18 protein-coding genes are annotated in these 18,106 nt (G+C 68.3%); 10 read left to right on the plus strand and 8 right to left on the minus strand.

Features of this window, described 5'->3' with window-relative positions; translation table 11 throughout:
- Window positions 1-6 precede the first annotated feature (6 nt).
- Both CA951_RS43650 and CA951_RS35755 read right to left on the minus strand, forming a co-directional pair.
- A complete protein-coding gene (locus CA951_RS43650) occupies window positions 7-153 on the minus strand; it encodes a hypothetical protein (protein WP_167372165.1) in 147 nt (48 codons plus the stop codon).
- Between the two features lie 47 nt (window positions 154-200).
- Window positions 201-677, minus strand: coding sequence for a hypothetical protein (locus tag CA951_RS35755; protein WP_087561378.1), 477 nt, complete (start codon window positions 675-677; stop codon window positions 201-203).
- Between the two features lie 263 nt (window positions 678-940).
- On the opposite strand from CA951_RS35755, the gene CA951_RS35765 reads away from it, so the two are divergent.
- The gene (locus CA951_RS35765) at window positions 941-1,576 is read left to right on the plus strand and encodes a response regulator transcription factor (RefSeq protein ID WP_072937397.1); all 636 of its coding nucleotides are present in this window, start codon (window positions 941-943) and stop codon (window positions 1,574-1,576) included.
- A 1-nt stretch (window position 1,577) separates the two neighbouring features.
- Complete coding sequence (locus CA951_RS35770) at window positions 1,578-2,765, plus strand: sensor histidine kinase (protein WP_087561380.1); 1,188 nt, start codon at window positions 1,578-1,580, stop codon at window positions 2,763-2,765.
- A 15-nt stretch (window positions 2,766-2,780) separates the two neighbouring features.
- Here the strand turns inward: CA951_RS35770 and CA951_RS35775 are convergent, their stop codons facing one another.
- Genes CA951_RS35775 through CA951_RS35790 form a run of 4 tightly spaced genes read right to left on the minus strand, consistent with a single transcriptional unit; the run spans window position 2,781 to window position 5,507 of the window.
- Entirely contained in the window at window positions 2,781-3,344 is a 564-nt protein-coding gene (locus CA951_RS35775; protein WP_087561381.1) for a type 1 glutamine amidotransferase domain-containing protein, read from the minus strand.
- A 25-nt stretch (window positions 3,345-3,369) separates the two neighbouring features.
- A complete protein-coding gene (locus CA951_RS35780; RefSeq protein WP_087561382.1) occupies window positions 3,370-4,551 on the minus strand; it encodes a zinc-dependent alcohol dehydrogenase in 1,182 nt (393 codons plus the stop codon).
- Complete coding sequence (locus CA951_RS35785; protein ID WP_087561383.1) at window positions 4,548-4,955, minus strand: ChaB family protein; 408 nt, start codon at window positions 4,953-4,955, stop codon at window positions 4,548-4,550. Before CA951_RS35785 ends, CA951_RS35780 begins: the two co-directional genes overlap by 4 nt.
- Window positions 4,956-5,012: 57 nt before the next feature.
- A complete protein-coding gene (locus CA951_RS35790; protein ID WP_087561384.1) occupies window positions 5,013-5,507 on the minus strand; it encodes a CinA family protein in 495 nt (164 codons plus the stop codon).
- Window positions 5,508-5,681: 174 nt separating this feature from the next.
- On the opposite strand from CA951_RS35790, the gene CA951_RS35795 reads away from it, so the two are divergent.
- Window positions 5,682-7,259, plus strand: coding sequence for an AMP-binding protein (locus CA951_RS35795; protein ID WP_087561385.1), 1,578 nt, complete (start codon window positions 5,682-5,684; stop codon window positions 7,257-7,259).
- Window positions 7,260-7,370: 111 nt separating this feature from the next.
- Entirely contained in the window at window positions 7,371-8,537 is a 1,167-nt protein-coding gene (locus CA951_RS35800) for an FAD-binding oxidoreductase (protein ID WP_087561386.1), read from the plus strand.
- Between the two features lie 9 nt (window positions 8,538-8,546).
- Here the strand turns inward: CA951_RS35800 and CA951_RS35805 are convergent, their stop codons facing one another.
- Together CA951_RS35805 and CA951_RS35810 are read right to left on the minus strand one after the other, a co-directional pair.
- Entirely contained in the window at window positions 8,547-9,299 is a 753-nt protein-coding gene (locus CA951_RS35805) for an FAD-binding oxidoreductase (RefSeq protein WP_087561387.1), read from the minus strand.
- Window positions 9,300-9,359: 60 nt separating this feature from the next.
- Entirely contained in the window at window positions 9,360-10,580 is a 1,221-nt protein-coding gene (locus tag CA951_RS35810; protein WP_087561388.1) for a globin domain-containing protein, read from the minus strand.
- Window positions 10,581-10,729: 149 nt separating this feature from the next.
- On the opposite strand from CA951_RS35810, the gene CA951_RS35815 reads away from it, so the two are divergent.
- The 6 genes from CA951_RS35815 (at window position 10,730) to pyrE (ending at window position 18,067) form a co-directional block, all read left to right on the plus strand.
- Complete coding sequence (locus CA951_RS35815) at window positions 10,730-11,812, plus strand: alpha/beta hydrolase family protein (protein ID WP_179220432.1); 1,083 nt, start codon at window positions 10,730-10,732, stop codon at window positions 11,810-11,812.
- A 165-nt stretch (window positions 11,813-11,977) separates the two neighbouring features.
- Complete coding sequence (gene clpB / locus CA951_RS35820) at window positions 11,978-14,530, plus strand: ATP-dependent chaperone ClpB (protein WP_087561389.1); 2,553 nt, start codon at window positions 11,978-11,980, stop codon at window positions 14,528-14,530.
- A gap of 144 nt (window positions 14,531-14,674) precedes the next feature.
- The gene (locus CA951_RS35825) at window positions 14,675-15,643 is read left to right on the plus strand and encodes a hypothetical protein (RefSeq protein WP_087561390.1); all 969 of its coding nucleotides are present in this window, start codon (window positions 14,675-14,677) and stop codon (window positions 15,641-15,643) included.
- 111 nt (window positions 15,644-15,754) lie between these two features.
- Window positions 15,755-16,654 (plus strand): hypothetical protein, encoded by a 900-nt coding sequence (locus CA951_RS35830; RefSeq protein WP_087561391.1) that lies wholly within the window; start codon window positions 15,755-15,757, stop codon window positions 16,652-16,654.
- Window positions 16,655-16,721: 67 nt separating this feature from the next.
- Window positions 16,722-17,516 carry an SDR family oxidoreductase gene (locus tag CA951_RS35835; RefSeq protein ID WP_087561392.1) on the plus strand — a complete coding sequence of 265 codons (795 nt, stop codon included), beginning with the start codon at window positions 16,722-16,724 and terminating at the stop codon, window positions 17,514-17,516.
- Window positions 17,517-17,536: 20 nt separating this feature from the next.
- Window positions 17,537-18,067 (plus strand): orotate phosphoribosyltransferase, encoded by a 531-nt coding sequence (pyrE, locus tag CA951_RS35840; RefSeq protein WP_015889338.1) that lies wholly within the window; start codon window positions 17,537-17,539, stop codon window positions 18,065-18,067.
- The last annotated feature ends 39 nt before the right edge of the window (window positions 18,068-18,106 follow it).

The raw sequence follows: 18,106 nt of genomic DNA on the forward strand, positions 1-18,106 counted from the left end.
CCCGGCTTATCGGTCGCGGCTGCCCCAGCGGGGCCCGCGGCGGGTGTGTGAGCGTGGAATGTCCATCTGCTCGAGTCGTGCCTTGATCTCCTCGGTGCTCCACAGTGCCTTGGAGACGGTGGGGGTGGGGGTGGGGGTGACGTGCATGATCATGGTCTCGGTCTTTCGGGGAGTGTTCGGTGGATGGTTGTGGTCGTCGATCAGGGCTGGCCGTACAGGTGGTAGCCGGCGTTCATGTTCGGGTAGCCCGAGTCGATCCAGCTGCTGATGCCGTAGCCGTGGCCGAAGTTGCCGTCGATGCGGGTCCCGTCCACGTCGGTCGTGTTGTTGTAGTTGTCGGCGCGGAACACGGCCTGGGCACCACCGGGCAGTGAGTAGGTGGTGTCCACCTCGACGCCGTTCGGGTCGTTGGAATACGCCTTCACGATCTGGCTGCTGTGCGGGGCGAGGTAGTCCGACGGCGCCTGAATCCACTGCCCGTACGGGTTCGACGATCCTGCGAGGACCATCGGCAGGTCGGTGTCGTTGCTGATCGTCATCGCGATCGTCGGTCCCGACGTCGGCATCGTGCCCGCGGTGGCGACTCCGGCGGCCGCGACGGCGAATCCGGTGACGGCCAGGGCGGTGGCGGGCAGTGCGATGAAGAGGGCGATTCGGCGGCGGGCGTTGGTGCGCATGATGGCTTCTCCTGAGTTGTGACTCTTCGGGGGAACGTCTGGGGCCGTGGGGTTTTCGTTTTCCGATCACCCCGTTTTCCGGTGTGCACCAACTATGTCGCGAATCCGCGCCGCAGTCTGTCCACCGACAGGACCGAGGGCGGGATGAATCCGGTGTCCCCCGATCGGGGGACACCGGCGCCGCGAAGTGCTCCGCGCGGGCCCCGTCTCGTGAGAAAGTGAGCAATGGACTTCGCCGGAGCCGACACGGATCGGACCGCGCCGTGACCGCCGTGCGGGTCGTGGTGGGCGACGACCACCCGATCTTCCGGGACGGTGTCGTCCGTGCCCTCCTCGCGAGCGGCGACATCGAGGTGGTCGGCGAGGCGGACGACGGTGCGGCGGCGCTCGCCCTGATCCGCGAACTGGCCCCCGACGTCGCGCTCCTCGACTACCGGATGCCGGAACTGGACGGTTCGCAGGTGGCGGCGGCCGTGCGTCGTGCCGAACTCGCCACCCGGGTGTTGCTGTTGTCGGCGCACGACGAGTCCGCGATCGTCTACCACGCATTGCAGGAGGGGGCGGCGGGGTTCCTGCCGAAGGAGTCGACGCGGGCGGAGATCGTGAAGGCCGTCCTCGACTGCGCTCAGGGACGCGACGTCCTGCCCGCCTCCCTCGCCGTCGGGCTGGCCGGCGAGGTGCGGCGCCGCAGCGAACCGGTCGGGCCGGTGCTGAGCGGCCGGGAGAAGGAAGTGCTGGCGCTCATCGCACGCGGCCAGAGCATCCCCACGATCGCCGGGGAGTTGTACCTGGCGCCGTCGACGGTCAAGACCCACGTCCAGCGTCTCTACGAGAAGCTCGGGGTGAGCGACCGCGCGGCCGCCGTGGCCGAGGCGATGCGACGCGGTCTGCTGGAGTGACGTGCGCGAGACGTCGCAGAGTCGCGTAGTCCGCCGCTACACCACCGAGGCGGTCCGGGTGACCGCCATTCTCCGGTTACCGCTGATCGGGCTGATGGCGCTGCTCGGGCCGGTGATCAGCGTGACGCACTGGCAGCCCGACGTGTTCGCCGGGCTGCTGATCGGATATGCGCTGCTCTCGGCAGGCTGGCTGATCTTCGTCCTCGTCCGGGACGTCGGTCCGTGGGCGGGCTGGGTGTCCACCGCCGCGGACATCTCCGCGGTGGTGGCGTTGTGCATTGCGTCGGGCGGCGCGACGTCGGTGCTGCTGCCGGTGTTCTTCCTGCTGCCGATCTCGGTGGCGTTCCAGTACCGGCCGCGGCTGACGGCGATCGTCGGGGTCTGTACCGCCGTCGGGTATCAGGTGGTGTGGATCGTCTACTCGAAACGCGACGACCTCGTGGGTTTCCCCGACGAGGTGTACCTCTACTTCGGTTTCCTGTTGTGGCTCGCGGCCGCGACAACGGCGTTGTCGTACGTGCTGGTGCGGCGTTCCGCGACGGTCATCTCGCTGATGGACGTGCGCAGGCAGCTGATCGCGGAATCGATGGGCGCCGAGGAACGCGAGCGACGGCAACTCGCCGAGCACCTCCACGACGGGCCCCTGCAGAATGTCCTCGCAGCCCGGCTGGATGTGGAGGAGGCGCTGGAGCGGCACCCGGACGCGCAGCTCGACGCCGCCGAAACCGCTCTCCGCGAGACCGCGGCGCAACTGCGCTCCACCGTCACCACCCTGCATCCGCAGGTACTCGCGCAGCTGGGACTCACCGCGGCGCTACGCGAACTCGCGGACCTGTTCTCCCGGCGCGGGGAGATCGGGATGTCGGTGAGACTCGACGACGTCGGTCACCCCGACTGCCAGGAGCTGCTCTACCGGGTGGCGCGGGAACTGCTCACCAACGTCACCAAGCACGCGGGCGCCACGACGGTCGAACTCGCGCTCACCCGCGCCGATGGGCGGACCACGCTGACGGTCGCCGACGACGGCACCGGATTCGATCCCGCCGTCGTCCCGGAACGGGTGGCGCAGGGTCACATCGGACTGGCGTCGCACATCGTGCGGGTCGAGAGCCTCGGCGGCACCTTCGACGTAACGTCCTCGCCCGGATCGGGCACCCGGGTGGTGGTGACGGTCCCGGATTCCGGCTAACCAGACCCGTCGGGTTCACTGCGGGTGGCGGCCCTCGGCGAATTCCTCGACGATCTTCGCGCAGAACGCGGGGAGGTCGTCCGGATTGCGGCTGGATACCAATCCGTTGTCGACCACCACTTCCTCGTCGACGACGGTCCCGCCGGCGTTGCGGATGTCGGTGCGCACGCTCGGATACGACGTGAGAGTGCGGCCGCGGACGACATCGGCCTCGACGAGCGTCCACGGTCCGTGGCAGATCACGCCCACCGGTTTGCCCGAAGTGACGAAGTCGCGGACGAATCCGACGGCCGCCTCGTCCATCCGCAGGTGGTCGGGGTTGGTGGTGCCGCCCGGCAGGATCAGTGCGTCGAAGTCGGCGGCGGACACGTCGCCGACGACGGCGTCGACGGCATAGGTGCCTGCCTCGTTCACATCCGAGTTCATCGCCTGGATCTTGCCTGGGGACAGCGAGATCAGCTGCACCTGCGCGCCGGCCTTCTCGACGGCGGTGCGGGGTTCGACGAGTTCGACTTCTTCGACGCCGTCGGTGGCGAGGATCGCGACCTTCCGGCCGCGCAGTGTGTCTGCCGATGTCATGGGCATTCCTTTCGACGGGAAGGGGTTACGGCTTCAGGAGGACCTTCACCGCGCCGTCCTGCTTCTTCTGGAAGATCTCGTACGCGTGCGGTGCCTGGTCCAGGGGCAGTTCGTGAGTGGCGAACGTGTCCACTCCCAGGGGGTCGGCGTCGGTGAGCAGCGGCAGGATGTCCGGGGCCCACCGCTTGACGTTGGCCTGACCCATGTGCAGCTGAATCTGCTTGTCGAACAGCGTGAGCATCGGGATCGGGTCGGCCATCCCGCCGTACACCCCGCTGAGCGAGATGGTGCCGCCGCGCCGCACGATGTCGATGGCCGAGTACAGGGCGTGCAGGCGGTCGATTCCCGCCGTCGACATCAACCGGGCAGCGATGGCGTCGGGAAGGAACGACGTGACCTGCTGCAGGAGTTTCGCGGTGGGGGAGCCGTGCGCCTCCATGCCGACGGCGTCGATGACGGAATCGGGACCGCGGCCGTGGGTCATGTCCCGGATGATGCCGCCGAGTTCGTCCCCGGCGTCGTTCAGGTCGACCGTCTCGATCTGCCGCGCCTTCGCGCGGGCGAGACGCTCGGGCACGAGATCCACGCCGATGACACGAAAACCCTTGTGCGCGGCTATGCGTGCGGCCATGTCGCCGATCGGCCCCAGTCCGAGAACGACGACAGAGCCACCGTCGGGTACGTTCGCGTATTCGACGGCCTGCCATGCCGTCGGCAGCACGTCGGACAGGTACACGAACCGTGAGTCCGGTGGGCCCTCCGGGACCTTGATGTGGGTGTTCTTCACATGCGGCACGCGGAGATACTGGGCCTGCCCGCCGGGCACGCTCCCGTACAGCTTCGAGTACCCGAACAGTGCCGCGCCCATGCCCTCGTCCCGGGTCTGCGTGACTTCGCACTGGGTGAACAGTTTCCGGTCGCACATGTGGCAACTGCCGCAGGAAATCTGGAACGGGATGACCACCCGGTCACCGACCTTCACGTCGGTCACCTCGGACCCCACCTCGCGGACGATGCCCATCGGCTCGTGGCCGAGGATGTCGCCCTCGTTCATGAACGCGCCCAGCACCTCGTACAGGTGCAGATCGGAACCACAGATGTTGGTGGTGGTGACCTCGATGATTGCGTCCGTCGGCTGTTCGATCACCGGGTCGGGCACGGTGTCGACGCTGACCTTCCGCCTGCCCTGCCAGGTAACGGCTCTCATCGTGCCCTCCGATTCGCCTTTTCGATGGCCTCGACGAGTTCGTCCTTGGTCATGGTCGACCGGCCGTGAATGTCGAGTCTCTGCGCGATATGCATCAGGTGCTCTTTGCTCGCGTTGGCGTCGACGCCCTCCGCGGTCTCGCCGGACGGGTTCGGGCCGCCGCTCTCGGCGCGTTCGTCGGAGGGGCCCTTTTCGGCCTTGGCCTCCCAGTGGTCGCCGACCTTCTCGTAGCTGTGTTTGAGGGCGTCGAACGCGACGCGATGCGCTCGTTCCTCGTCCCCGTACTGGTCGATCGCGGAGTCGTACACCTTGGCGAACGTGCGCTGCGCCTTCTCGGGCGACTTCTTCAAGGTCTCGGGGAGTTCACTCTTCTTCGGCTTGCCGCTCTCGGTGGTCTTCGGCACGAAATCCTCCTCGGGTGTGGCGGTGCCCTCGCGGACGATTACCCGACTCCCGGAGATTTACGCGACGGGCGGAGGTACGTGGCCGGGCACCGAGGCCAGTGCCTGCTCGAGCAGGGCCAGTGCGTGTTCGGTCGTGGCGGTCACGACGTCCTGCGGTTCGCCGTCGAAGCGGCGCATCTCGGTGTCGACGCGACCGTGGGCGAAGAGCCCGAACCAGACGGTGCCCGGGGGTTGCCCGTCCTGGGGGTTGGGGCCGCCCGCCCCGGTCACCGCGACGGCGATGTCGGCTCCGAGCAGTTCCGCGACCGCCCCCGCCATCGCGCGGGCACTGGCCTCGCTGACGACGGGGCCGTCCGGCACCTTCAGCACCCGGTGTTTGACCTCGCTGGAATAGGCGACCACGCTGCCCCGGTACCAGTCGGAGGACGCGGGCGCGGCGCCGAGAAGGCACGAGATCTGCCCGCCGGTGAGGGATTCCGCCGTCGCGAGGAAGACGTGCGCGCTCCGGGCCGCCGTCGAGATCCGTTCGGCAACTCGATCCTGCAGAGTCATGGACCTCACGTTATCGGACGTGACCCGGCCGGGAGCGGGGATCGCCTCCCGCAACAGGAGTGGAACAGGTTTCAGTTTTTCCGGTTTCCGGTTAGGGTGTCGGTGACCCAGGACACAGAAAATCCAGGCCGCCGCACGACGCACCCCGGCCTCGCGGGAGTAGAAGGATCACAGATGACCGACGAGTTCGCAGATCTGCATCGACCCGCCTTCGCTGCAGACCTCCTCATCACTGCACTGGACCGCAATTCCGACAAGCCGGCGCTCTACCTCGGCGACGTCGTTCTCACCGGCGGTGAGATGCGTGATCAGATCAGTTGCTTTGCGCAGGCACTGGCTTCGCTCGGGATCGGCAAGGGGACGAGCACCGCCATGCTGTCCAAGAACCGGCCCGAAGTGCTCATCAGCATGGGCGCCACCATGATCTCCGGATGCCGCGCCAGCGCGCTGAATCCGATGGGCTCGCTCGACGACCACCTCTATATCGTCGGCGACGCCGAGATCCGGACCCTGATCTTCGATCCCACCGCGTTCGAGGGGCGCGCCGCCGAACTGGTGGCGCAGTCGCCGTCGGTCGAGAACGTGTTGTCGTTGGGGCCGTCCGAGGTGGGCACCGACATCCTGGCCCTCGCCGAGACGTTCACCCCCCAACGCCTGCGGGCGGCAGACGTGGCCGCCGACGACAACAGCAGCATGGTCTACACCGGCGGCACCACCGGCAAGCCGAAGGGCGTCGTCGGCTCCTACCAGTCCGGCGCGACACTCAACCAGATCCAGATGGCCGAATGGCAGTGGCCCGACGAACCGCGTTTCCTCATCTGCACGCCGCTGTCGCACGCCGGCGCCGCCTTCTTCATCCCCACCCTGCTGCGCGGCGGCGCGCTGATCGTGCTGCCCGCGTTCGAACCCGGCGCCGTCCTCGAGGCGATCGAGAAGCACAAGATCTCCGCGACGATGCTCGTCCCCACCATGATCTACCTGCTGATGGACCATCCCGACCTGCCGAAGCGGGACGTGTCCAGCCTGCAGACGCTGTTCTACGGCGCGTCGGCGATGTCGCCGGCCCGGCTGAAGGAGGGCATCGAGAAGTTCGGTCAGATCTTCTTCCAGTTCTACGGGCAGACCGAATGCGGAATGACGATCGCGGTGCTGCGGAAGGAGGAGCATCTGCCGGACGATCCCAGCCGCCTCGCGACGTGCGGACGCCCCGTGCCCTGGCTGAAGGTGGCACTGCTCGACGACCACCTGAACGAGGTCCCGCAGGGTGAACTGGGGGAGATCTGCGTCCGTGGCCCCCTCGTCATGAAGGGGTACTGGAACAAGCCCGCCGAGACCGCCGAGGCGTTCCGTGGTGGGTGGCTGCACACCGGTGACGTCGCGCGCAGGGACAAGGACGGTTTCATGACGATCGTCGACCGCAAGAAGGACATGATCGTCACCGGTGGATTCAACGTGTTCCCCCGCGAGATCGAGGACGTCATCTCGGCGCACCCCGCCGTCGGCTCGGTCGCGGTGGTCGGCGTCCCGGACGAGAAGTGGGGCGAGGCCGTCAAGGCGTGCGTGGTGCTGCGGGCGGGACAGACGGTCGAGGCCGCCGAACTCGTCGAACGGGTGCGGGCCGCGAAGGGGTCGGTGCACGCCCCCAAGTCGATCGATTTCGTCGACACCCTGCCCCTGACCCCGCTGGGCAAACTGGACAAGAAGGCGCTGCGCTCCCGGTACTGGGAAAGTGCAGACCGAGCGGTCGGATAGCACGGCTGGGGCGAGAAACAAGGGACCTGGTCTGCGGCGTGGCGCTCACGCCTATAGTCTGCCCAAGTACTTCGCGGCGGGGCCGCGTTCAGTCGGTGACGAGGATGCGCGGTGGATTCACAGGCAATATCGCTGGTCCGGTCGAGTTTCAAGGCTATCGCGGCAGTGCCGGACGGGCCTCAGACTCTGTCGCGGTCCTTCTATGCCCTGCTGTTCGCCCGGTATCCCGAAGCTCGCGACTTCTTTCCCGCGGCCATGGACGAGCAACGTGACCGGCTGATCGCCGCCGTCCAGTACGTGATCGAGCGGCTCGAGGAGGAGTCCGGGCAGATCCTCGCCTACCTCGCCCAACTCGGCCGGGATCACCGCAAGTACGGGATCGAGGACGCGCACTACGTCGCCGTCGGCAACTCCCTGATCGCCGCAGTCGAGCAGTTCCCCTCGACCGAGCCGTGGACCGACGAACTCGAGCAGGCGTGGCGTGACGTCCTCGCGGTCGTCGCCGCCACCATGATGGACGCGGCCAACGCCGAGAGCGGCCCGCCGGCGTGGGGCGCGACCGTGATCGAGCACCTGCAGGTCCGCAAGGACGTCTCGATCATCCGACTGCAACTCGACGAGCCGATGACGTATACCGCAGGCCAGTTCGTGAGCGTGCAGGTGCCGTCCCGGCCCCGGATGTGGCGGTACCTGTCGCCGGCGAACCCCGCCAACGACCAGGGCATCATCGAGTTCCACGTCCGCCGGGTGTCGGGCGGCTGGGTGAGCCCCGCCATCGTCACCCAGACACTCGTGGGCGAGCGGTGGGTGGTCGGATCCCCGCTCGGCGACCTCGGGATCCGCTACGAAAACGGTCGCGACATTCTCATGATCGGATCGGGGACCGGCATCGCCCCGCTGCGCGCACAGATCCTTCAGATGTCGCAGCGCGGCCAGGACCGGCGCGTCCACCTCTTCTTCGCCGGCCGGTACCCCTGCGACCTCTACGACCTGGGCACCCTGTGGGCGCTCGCGGAACAGAATCCGTGGCTGACCGTCGTCCCGGTCACCGAGGAGGACGAGGATCCCTGGTGGTACACGGGCCCCAGCAGTGCCGGGATACCCGGTATGCACCGCAGGCTGACCGGCAAGGTCGGGCAGGTCGTCGCCGACTTCGGGACGTGGGCCGAGCGCGACATCCAGCTCGTCGGCTCCGAGGCCATGATCAACACCACCAAGTTCCGGCTGCACGCCGCAGGGACGCCGCCGGAGAACATCCGGCACGATCCGTCCTACTGACCGGCCCGCTCAGTACGGGTCGAACTGAATGTTCTCGGTGGGGGTCCCGGTGTCACGGAGGCGGTCGAGGGTGGCGCGGACCATCGCCGCCGAACCGCACACCAGCACCTGGTGCTCGGTGAACGCGCCGTAGGACGTGACGACGTCGGGCAGCGAGCCCTCGATGAGGTCGTCCTCGGTGAACCCCACATCCACTCTGGTGCGCTCGTACCACTCGTCGGTCCAGTCCGGATTCGCGACGTTCTCCACCACCGGAATGACGGTGAGCCACGGCAGATTCTGCAGCAGCAGGTACAGCATGTCGGACGCGTAGAGATCGCGCGGCGTGCGATCGCCCGTGAACAGGAACACCCGCGGTGGATTCGGCCTGCGGGACAGGTCCAGCAGGATCGACCGGAACGGGGCCAGGCCGGTGCCGCCGGCAATCATGATGACGTCCGGTCCGTCCTCGTCGACGGACATAGTGCCGCGCGGTTCGAGGATCTGCCACTGGTCACCCGGTGAGGTCCCCGTGACGATGTCGCCGCTGACCCAGCCGCCCGGCACCGTGCGGACGTGGAATTCGAGTTTGCCGTCCAGCGACGGCGGAAGGGCGGGGGAGAGCCTGCGCAGCAGCCGCGGATTCTGGGGCACGCTCACGTCCACGTACTGCCCCGGCTCGAACGGGACGTAGTCCCCGACGAGGCGGACGACGGCGAGGTCGTGCCGCAGTCGGTGATGTTCGACGACGGTGCTGGTCCAGGTGGTCTGCGTGGCTTGCATGGCGTGATGCTCTCCCGACGGTCGAACCGGATGGCGGATGGGCAGGGACTGGCTGCGCGACTAGATCAGGGGGTCGTGGCGGATCAGCTCGGGCGGGGTGCCGCCGCCCTGCAGTGCGTACGCGGTGGTCTTGATCATCGCCGGTGAACCGGAGATCTGGATCTGCCGGTCCGCCCACGACCCGAACCGCGCGACCACCCGGCCCAGCTGGCCCTGGAGTCGCTGATGCAACCCCGGCGGCGCCTCGGGGGCGGGAATCGTGTGCCACCACGGGTCCTCGTCCTCCTCGGAGACGGGAACCACGGTCAGCCACGGATTGCTCAGCGACAGGTGCCACAGGGTCTCGATGTCGTACAGGTCGCACGGGTACTTGCCGCCCACGAACATGTGGACGCGCGGGTTGTTCGACCGCATCGCCATTTCCATCACCTGGGCGCGCAGCGGTGCGATGCCCGTCCCCGAACCGATCATCAGGACGTCCCGACCGCTCTCGCGGTCCACCTCCAGCCCGCCGAGCGGCGAGCTGAGCAGCCAGCGGTCGCCGACCTGCGTCTCGTTCACAATCGCCGGACTGACCCACCCGCCCGACACCCGGCGCACGTGGAACTCGAGCTGTCCGTACGGGTTGGCGGGGATGGCCGCCGACAGGTACCGCCACATCCGGGGGCGCTGCGGGATCTGGACGCTGAGGTACTGGCCCGCGCCGTAGGGGATGGGGGTGTCCGTCTCGAGCCGGACGATCGCGAGATCGTCGAGGCGGCGTTCGTGATCGACGACGGTGGCGCCCCAGGCGGCGGGCAGGTCGTCGTTGTCCGCGGCGTCGGCCATCGTGTGCAGGAGGAGGTCGAGCAGGTCCGTCCAGGCCGCGGTCAGCGACGGCGTCCAGATGGCCTGGGTGAAGGAGCTCTGCACGGCGACCAGCAGCGCATGGCCCGACGCGAAGTAGTGCCTGCCCTCGACGCCGTACTTGCGGTGGTCGCGGCCGAGCTGGCTCAGGAAACCGAGGACCCGGTCGGTGTCCTCGAGGTTGTCGATGACGTACTGCAGCGCCTGGAACAGGCGATGACTCTGTTGATCCAGCGCCGCCGGGAAGAGCGCGCGGAATTCGGGGTGTTCGGCGAACAGGGTGGCGTAGAACGTGGTGGTGAGCCGATTGTGGCCGTGTTCGGTGGACACGATCGACGAAAAGCTGGCGCGCAGACGCGAAATCACGAGTGGGTCGAGGCAATCTCGTGTCAAGCCGTCCCCTGCCTCCGTGCCTGCTGATTCGAACACCCGCATTCTAGCCGTCCTCCGCGCGGGACCCCGGGTTACGGCGCCGGCCGGTTCGGCCTCCGACCCCGGTATTTCGGCGGGTCGCTATTGAGCCGTGACCACCGGCAGGGCACGATGTGCATCGAGAATCGGACCGGGTTACCGAGGGGGGCTCCATGCGAGTTGGTGTTGCGCGGGATCGGGGTCGGTTCCGCGAGGGGATACGCAGCACCGACTCGGTTCGACGCGTGGGCACCGTCGTGCTGGCGGTCGGCGCCCTGATGGCGTCGAGCGTGGGAACGATCGCCTCCGCGGAACCCCGGGCGACGGTCGAGTCGCTCACGGCCGACGAGGCGCCCGACGGTTCGCGGCTGGTCGAGGTCACCCCCGTCGGCGAATCGCAGATGAACTTCACCGTCCACTCGACCGCCATGGACAAGGACGTCACCGTCCGGGTCATCCGGGCCGCGTCCGGGAAACGTCCCACCGTGTACATGCTCGGCGGCGTCGAGGGGAACTCCGAACAGTTCGGCTGGGAGCAGAAGGCGGACGTCGAGAAGTTCTTCTCCGACAAGGACGTGAACGTGGTCATCCCGTTCGGTGGCCAGTCCAGTTACTACGCCGACTGGCAGCGCGACGATCCCGAACTGGGGCGGAACAAGTGGCAGACGTTCCTGACGAAGGAACTGCCGCCCATCGTCGACTCGGCGCTCGACACGACCGGCAAGAACGCGATCGCCGGGCTGTCCATGTCGGCCACCAGCGTGCTCAACCTCGCGATCTCCAAGCCCGGGCTGTATCAGAGCGTCGGCGCGTACAGCGGGTGCGCGATGACGAGCGACCCGGTGGCCCGCCGATTCGTCGAGATCACGGTCGCGGACTTCGGCGGCAACCCGGAGAACATGTGGGGTGCGGCCAACGATCCGCTGTGGGCCGCGAACGATCCGTACGTCAACGCCGAGAAACTTCGGGGGACCACCCTGTACATCTCCAACGGCAGCGGACTGCCGGGACCGTACGACACCCTGGACGCCAAGACCGTCGGCGGCGACCGCCGCGCCCTCGCGACGCAGGTGGTGGTCGGCGGTGTCATCGAGGCCGTGACCAACGACTGCACGATGCGGCTCGCGGAGAAACTCCGGGCCCTCGACATTCCCGCCACCGTTGATCTCCGGCCGGTGGGCACGCATTCGTGGGGGTATTGGCGTGACGACCTCACCACGTCCTGGCCGATGATGGGTGCCGCGATCGGGGCGTGATTTTCCGCCCCGCGGAGTCTCGGGGGCGAGATGATGGGGGTAGCCAAAAAAACCAAAGTTGAGCGGAACAGACTCAACTCTTTGTGCGTTAAGAAGATGACAGCGTCGCCACGTGCCACCCGGCCCCGGCGGCGAACCGCTCTACAACGCCAGAAGAGGTGACCAGTGGACTCGTTCAATCCGACCACCAAGACCCAGGCCGCGATGACCGCTGCGCTCCAGTCGGCGTCGTCGGCCGGTAATCCCGACATCAGGCCCGCGCATCTGCTCGTGGCCCTGCTCGACCAGACCGACGGCATCGCCGCCCCGCTGCTCAAGGCCGTCGGGGTCGACCCCACCGCGGTCCACCGCGAAGCGCAGAATCTCGTCGACCGGCTCCCCAAGACGACGGGCGCCACCACCACACCGCAGCTCGGTCGCGAGGCCCTCGCCGCACTCACCGCAGCACAGCACCTCGCCACCGAACTCGACGACGAGTACGTGTCCACGGAACACCTGATGGTCGGACTCGCATCGGGTGAGTCGGACGTGGCCGGGCTGCTCGGCAGGCACGGCGCCACCCCCGACGCGCTGCGCGACGCGTTCACCACCGTCCGCGGCAGCGCGCGCGTCACCAGCCCGGATCCCGAGGGGACGTACCAGGCGCTCGAGAAGTACTCCACCGACCTCACGGCCCTCGCCCGCAACGGCAAGCTGGACCCGGTGATCGGCCGCGACAACGAGATCCGCCGCGTCGTGCAGGTCCTCAGCCGCCGCACCAAGAACAACCCGGTACTGATCGGTGAGCCCGGCGTCGGCAAGACCGCCATCGTCGAGGGGCTGGCCCAGCGCATCGTGCAGGGCGACGTCCCCGAATCGCTGCGCGGCAAGTCGGTGATCTCCCTCGACCTCGGCTCGATGGTCGCCGGAGCCAAGTATCGCGGCGAATTCGAGGAGCGGCTCAAGGCCGTCCTCGACGACATCAAGAACTCGGCCGGTCAGGTCATCACGTTCATCGACGAACTCCACACCATCGTCGGTGCGGGTGCCACCGGTGAGTCGGCGATGGACGCCGGCAACATGATCAAGCCGATGCTCGCCCGCGGTGAGCTGCGGCTGGTCGGCGCGACCACCCTCGAGGAGTACCGCAAGTACATCGAGAAGGACGCCGCCCTCGAACGCCGCTTCCAGCAGGTGCTCGTCGGCGAACCGTCCGTCGAGGACACCGTCGGCATCCTGCGCGGGCTCAAGGAGCGGTACGAGGTGCACCACGGTGTGCGCATCACCGACTCCGCGCTCGTCGCTGCCGCCACGCTCAGCGACCGCTACATCACGTCCCGGTTCCTGCCGGACAAGGCGATCGACCTCGTGGACGAGGCCGCGTCCCGGCTGCGGATGGAGATCGACTCGCGACCCGAGGAGATCGACACCGTCGAACGCATCGTCCGCCGCCTCGAGATCGAGGAGATGGCGCTGCAGAAGGAATCCGACGCGGCGTCGAAGGACCGGCTCGAGAAGCTGCGTCAGGAACTGGCCGACGAACGGGAGAAGCTCAATCAGCTGACCACCCGCTGGCAGAACGAGAAGCAGGCCATCGACTCCGTGCGCGGAGTCAAGGTGCAGCTCGAGACGCTGCGCGGTGAGGAGGAACGCGCCGAACGCGACGGCGACCTCGGCCGGGCCGCGGAACTGCGCTACGGGCGGATCCCGCAGCTCGAGAAGGAACTCGAGCAGGCCGCCCGCGAGTCCGGTGCCGCCGCCGACGGCGACGTCATGCTCAAGGAGGAAGTGGGGCCCGACGACGTCGCCGACGTGGTCGCGGCATGGACCGGCATCCCCGCCGGCCGCATGATGGAGGGCGAGACCGCCAAACTGCTGCGGATGGAATCCGAACTGGGTAAGCGGGTCGTCGGACAGGAAGAGGCCGTCGTCGCCGTGTCGGACGCCGTCCGCCGCGCCCGCGCCGGCGTCGCCGACCCCAACCGGCCCACCGGATCGTTCCTGTTCCTCGGACCGACCGGCGTCGGTAAGACGGAGCTCGCGAAGTCCCTCGCGGACTTCCTGTTCGACGACGAGCGCGCCATGGTCCGCATCGACATGTCCGAGTACAGCGAGAAGCATTCGGTGGCCCGGCTCGTCGGCGCGCCGCCCGGCTACGTCGGGTACGAGGCGGGCGGGCAGCTCACCGAGGCCGTGCGACGGCGCCCGTACACGGTGGTGCTGTTCGACGAGGTGGAGAAGGCGCACCCGGATGTCTTCGACATCCTGCTCGCCGTCCTCGACGAAGGCCGGCTGACGGACGGTCAGGGGCGGACGGTCGACTTCCGCAACACCATCCTGATCCTCACGTCCAACCTCGGTGCGGGCGGATCGCGGGAGCAGGTGATGGATGCGGTGCGGCACGCGTTCAAGCCGGAGTTCATCAACCGGCTCGACGACGTCGTGATCTTCGACCCGCTCACCGAGGAGCAGCTCGAGTCCATCGTCGACATCCAGCTCGACCAGCTGTCCCGGCGGCTCGCGGCGCGCCGGCTGACGCTGGACGTGTCCGACTCGGCCCGCTTCTGGCTGGCCGTCCGCGGCTACGACCCCATGTACGGGGCCAGGCCGCTCCGCAGGCTGATCCAGCAGGCGATCGGCGACCAGCTCGCGAAGCTGCTGCTGGCCGGCGACGTCAAGGACGGCGACACCGTCCCCGTGAAGGTGTCCGAGACCGGGGACGCGCTCGTCCTCGGCTGATCCCCCACGTGAGTGGCACGGAGTGCTCCCGCACGCCGTGCCACTCACCTGTGTTTTCACAGGGGCGTCTTAAGTTTCGCCGTTACCCTGGACCGTCCATAAGCGCAGGACACCGGCCACACGAACCCGAGGAAGGGGCCGATCATGACGAACCCCGACGATCCGCGCACCCCGCAGGAGCGCGCGTACGACGGCACGGAGTCGTGGACGACCGACGGTACGGCGTCGCGGGCGACCGACGATTCGGCGTCGCGGGCTCGTGACGAGGACTCGACGCAGGCGTGGTCGCGGCAGGACCAGCCGACCGAGCACCTCGGCGCGTCGGATCAGGGCCACCGCACCCAGTACCTGGGGTCCGCCGGTGGGCCGACGGAGCAGTTCTACACGTCCGACCCGACCGCGGCGTACGGGCGGAACCAGCCCAATCCGACGCAGGCGTACCCGACCTACGACCCGCGGTTCGACCAGCAGGCTCCGCCGCCGAACGCCACGCAGGCGTATCCGCCCTACGAGGCACAGCAGTACCAGGGCGGGTATCCGACGGGGCAGTATCCGAACGCCCAGTACCCGGGATCGCAGCACCAGCCGCCGGTCGCGGAGGCCACCGAGGAGAAGAAGCCTCGCCGGATCGGCACGTGGATCGCGGCCGCGGCCGCCGCGCTGCTGCTGATCGCGGTCATCGGCTTCGGCGTCGCCCTGTTCACGACGGCGCCGAACAACTCGTCGAGCACCACCGCGGCGGGCCCCACCACGTCCCGCCCGCCGGCCACCACCGCGCCGCCGAAGACGACCACGCCGCCGCCGTCGAGCACCAGCGAGTCCCCGCTCGATCAACTCCCCGGCGGAATCGGGCAGGCCATCGGGGCCGCGGGTGCCGCGTTCGGAACGATCAGCACCAACGACGGTTCCACGCTCACCCTCGACGCCCTCGGTGGTTCGAAGCTGACGGTCCAGACCAACGCGCAGACCAACGTGATCGCACTCGACGGCACCACGGTCGCCGATCTGAAACCCGGATTCACCGTCATGGTGCAGGGGACGAAGGTCGAGAACGGCACGATGATGGCCGAGACGATCATCAGCACCGAGCTGCCCAAGCTCGGTGGTAACTGAGCCATCCGTGCCGGCGGGCACGGCCGTCGGGCCGGTTCGGGCAAAACCGACACGGGGTGTCCCGGCACCGCCTACCCTCGTTACGCCCTCGACTCGCTAGGCTGATCATCGATGACCGGAATGTGGTTCGTACTGGCGTTGATCGCACTCGCAGGCGCGTGCGCGTTGCTCTATTTCGATCGCTCGCGTCGTGATCAGACGGGTCGTGTGCGGCAGATCTGGGCCAAGGCCCAGGGCTACACGTACGACAACGTCGAAGAGCGGCTACCCGCCCAGTTCCACCGGGCCGCGCTGGCCAAGCAGGAGTACCTCAGCGCCATCGACGTGGTGAAGGGCGAACGCCGCGGTGAGTCGTTCATCCTGTTCGACCTCGAGGAGACGGCGACCATCGTCGCGGTCCGCCGCCGGGTCGGTTCGGACGTCGACATCGACCTCCGCCTCAAGTCGACCCCGCCGCCGAAGGACTCGGACCTCGACCTCCTCGGCGCCATCGGACCGCGCGTCGTGTTCGCCACCGACCTCGAGATCGCCCGCAGGGTCTGCGATCAGCGGATGGTCGCGTTCACCGAGTCGGTGCCGCCGCACGTGAACATGCTGTGGAGCGAGGGCGAGTGGACCCTCGGTTCGCTGCCCATCGGCAGCAGCGGGCGGGAGTGGGATTCGGCCATCGAGGCCGTCGCCCGGCTGTCCGGCATCCTGCACGTCCTGCCCCCGGTCACCGAGCCGAGCGGACTCGACCGTGGCCATCACGACCCGAGCAGGCCGCGACTGCGTGACGGCGCCCCCGCCGAATCGCGCCCCGCACCGGAGAAACGCCCCGCACCGCAGGGGCGTCCGGCACCGCAAGCGCGCCCCGCGCCGCAGGGACGTCCCACCCAGCAGGGACGTCCCGCACCGCAAGCGCGTCCGACATCCCAGGGACGTCCGACCCCGGAAACGCGCCCGGCCACACCGCCGCGTCCCGCACCGCAGGACCGTCCCGCACCGCCGCCGGGCGCTCCGCGCTCGTGAGTGCCTGACGAGTCCCTGGACTCGTTAACCGCGCACAGGCGCGCAGCGCCTTGCTACCGTCACCGGTATGTCGACGCCCCCCAGCTCAGCCCGACCCGTTGCCCTCGTCACCGGCCCGACGTCGGGGCTCGGTGCCGGTTTCGCGAGAAAGTTCGCGTCCCTCGGTTACGACCTCGTGCTCGTCGCGCGTGACGACACCCGCCTGCACGCCCTCGCCGACGAGATGAAGGCGTTGTTCGACACCGAGTCCGAGATCCTGCAGGCCGATCTGGCGACGGCGTCCGGGCGCGAGGAGGTGGCGCAACGCCTCGGGAAGGGCGTCGAGGTACTGGTCAACAACGCCGGATTCGGCACGTCGGGCGAATTCTGGACCGCGACGCCGGAGCTGTTGCAGTCCCAGCTGGACGTGAACGTCACCGCCGTCATGCAGCTGACCCGCGCGGCGTTGCCCGGCATGATCGCGGCGGCGAACGGCACCGTCATCAACGTGGCGAGCGTCGCGGGACTGCTGTCCGGGCGGGGGTCGACGTATTCGGCGAGCAAGGCGTACGTGATCTCGTTCTCCGAGGGTTTGGCGAACGGTCTGGGCGGCACGGGTGTGCGGATCCAGGCGCTGTGCCCGGGGTTCATCCGCACCGAGTTCCACGAGCGGGCGGGCATCGAGATGAGTTCGATTCCGAATGCGATGTGGCTGAGCGTCGACCAGGTCGTCGCGTCGTCGCTCGCCGATCTCGAGAGCGGCAAGGTCCTGAGCATCCCCGGCCTCCAGTACAAGGTGCTGACGACCGCCGGGCGTCTCGTCCCGAAGAGTCTGGTCCGGCGGCTGACCAACGTGTTCGGCCGGGGGCGTGCCCGTACGTAGAGGTGGGTAGGGTTTCGGGCATGAGTGATCGCGAGGATCTGGCCGCGTTGGTGCGTGAGCTGGCTGTTGTGCACGGCAAGGTGACGTTGTCTTCGGGCAAGGAAGCCGACTACTACGTGGACCTTCGCCGCGCCACGCTGCATCACGAGGCGGGCCCGCTGATCGGGAAGTTGCTGCGTGAATTGGTGGCGGACTGGGACTTCGACGCCGTCGGCGGGCTGACGATGGGCGCCGACCCGGTGGCGATGGCCGTCATGCACGCGCCGGGCAGGCCGATCGACTCGTTCGTGGTGCGCAAGGCCGCGAAGGCGCACGGGATGCAGCGGCAGATCGAGGGACCGGACGTCGTGGGCAAGCGTGTCCTCGTCGTCGAGGACACCACCACCACGGGCAACTCACCGCTCACCGCGGTGAAGGCGCTGCGCGACGTCGGGGCGATCGTCGTGGGTGTCGCGACCGTCGTCGACCGGGCGACCGGGGCGGGCGACGTGATCGCTGCCGAGGGTCTCGAGTACCGTTCGCTCCTCGGTCTTCCCGACCTGAACCTCTGACACAGGTGAGTGGCGAAGCGTGCCGGGGCACGCTTTGCC

It is taken from the genome of Rhodococcus sp. NCIMB 12038 (assembly GCF_002165735.1).
Taxonomy (GTDB): domain Bacteria; phylum Actinomycetota; class Actinomycetes; order Mycobacteriales; family Mycobacteriaceae; genus Rhodococcus_F.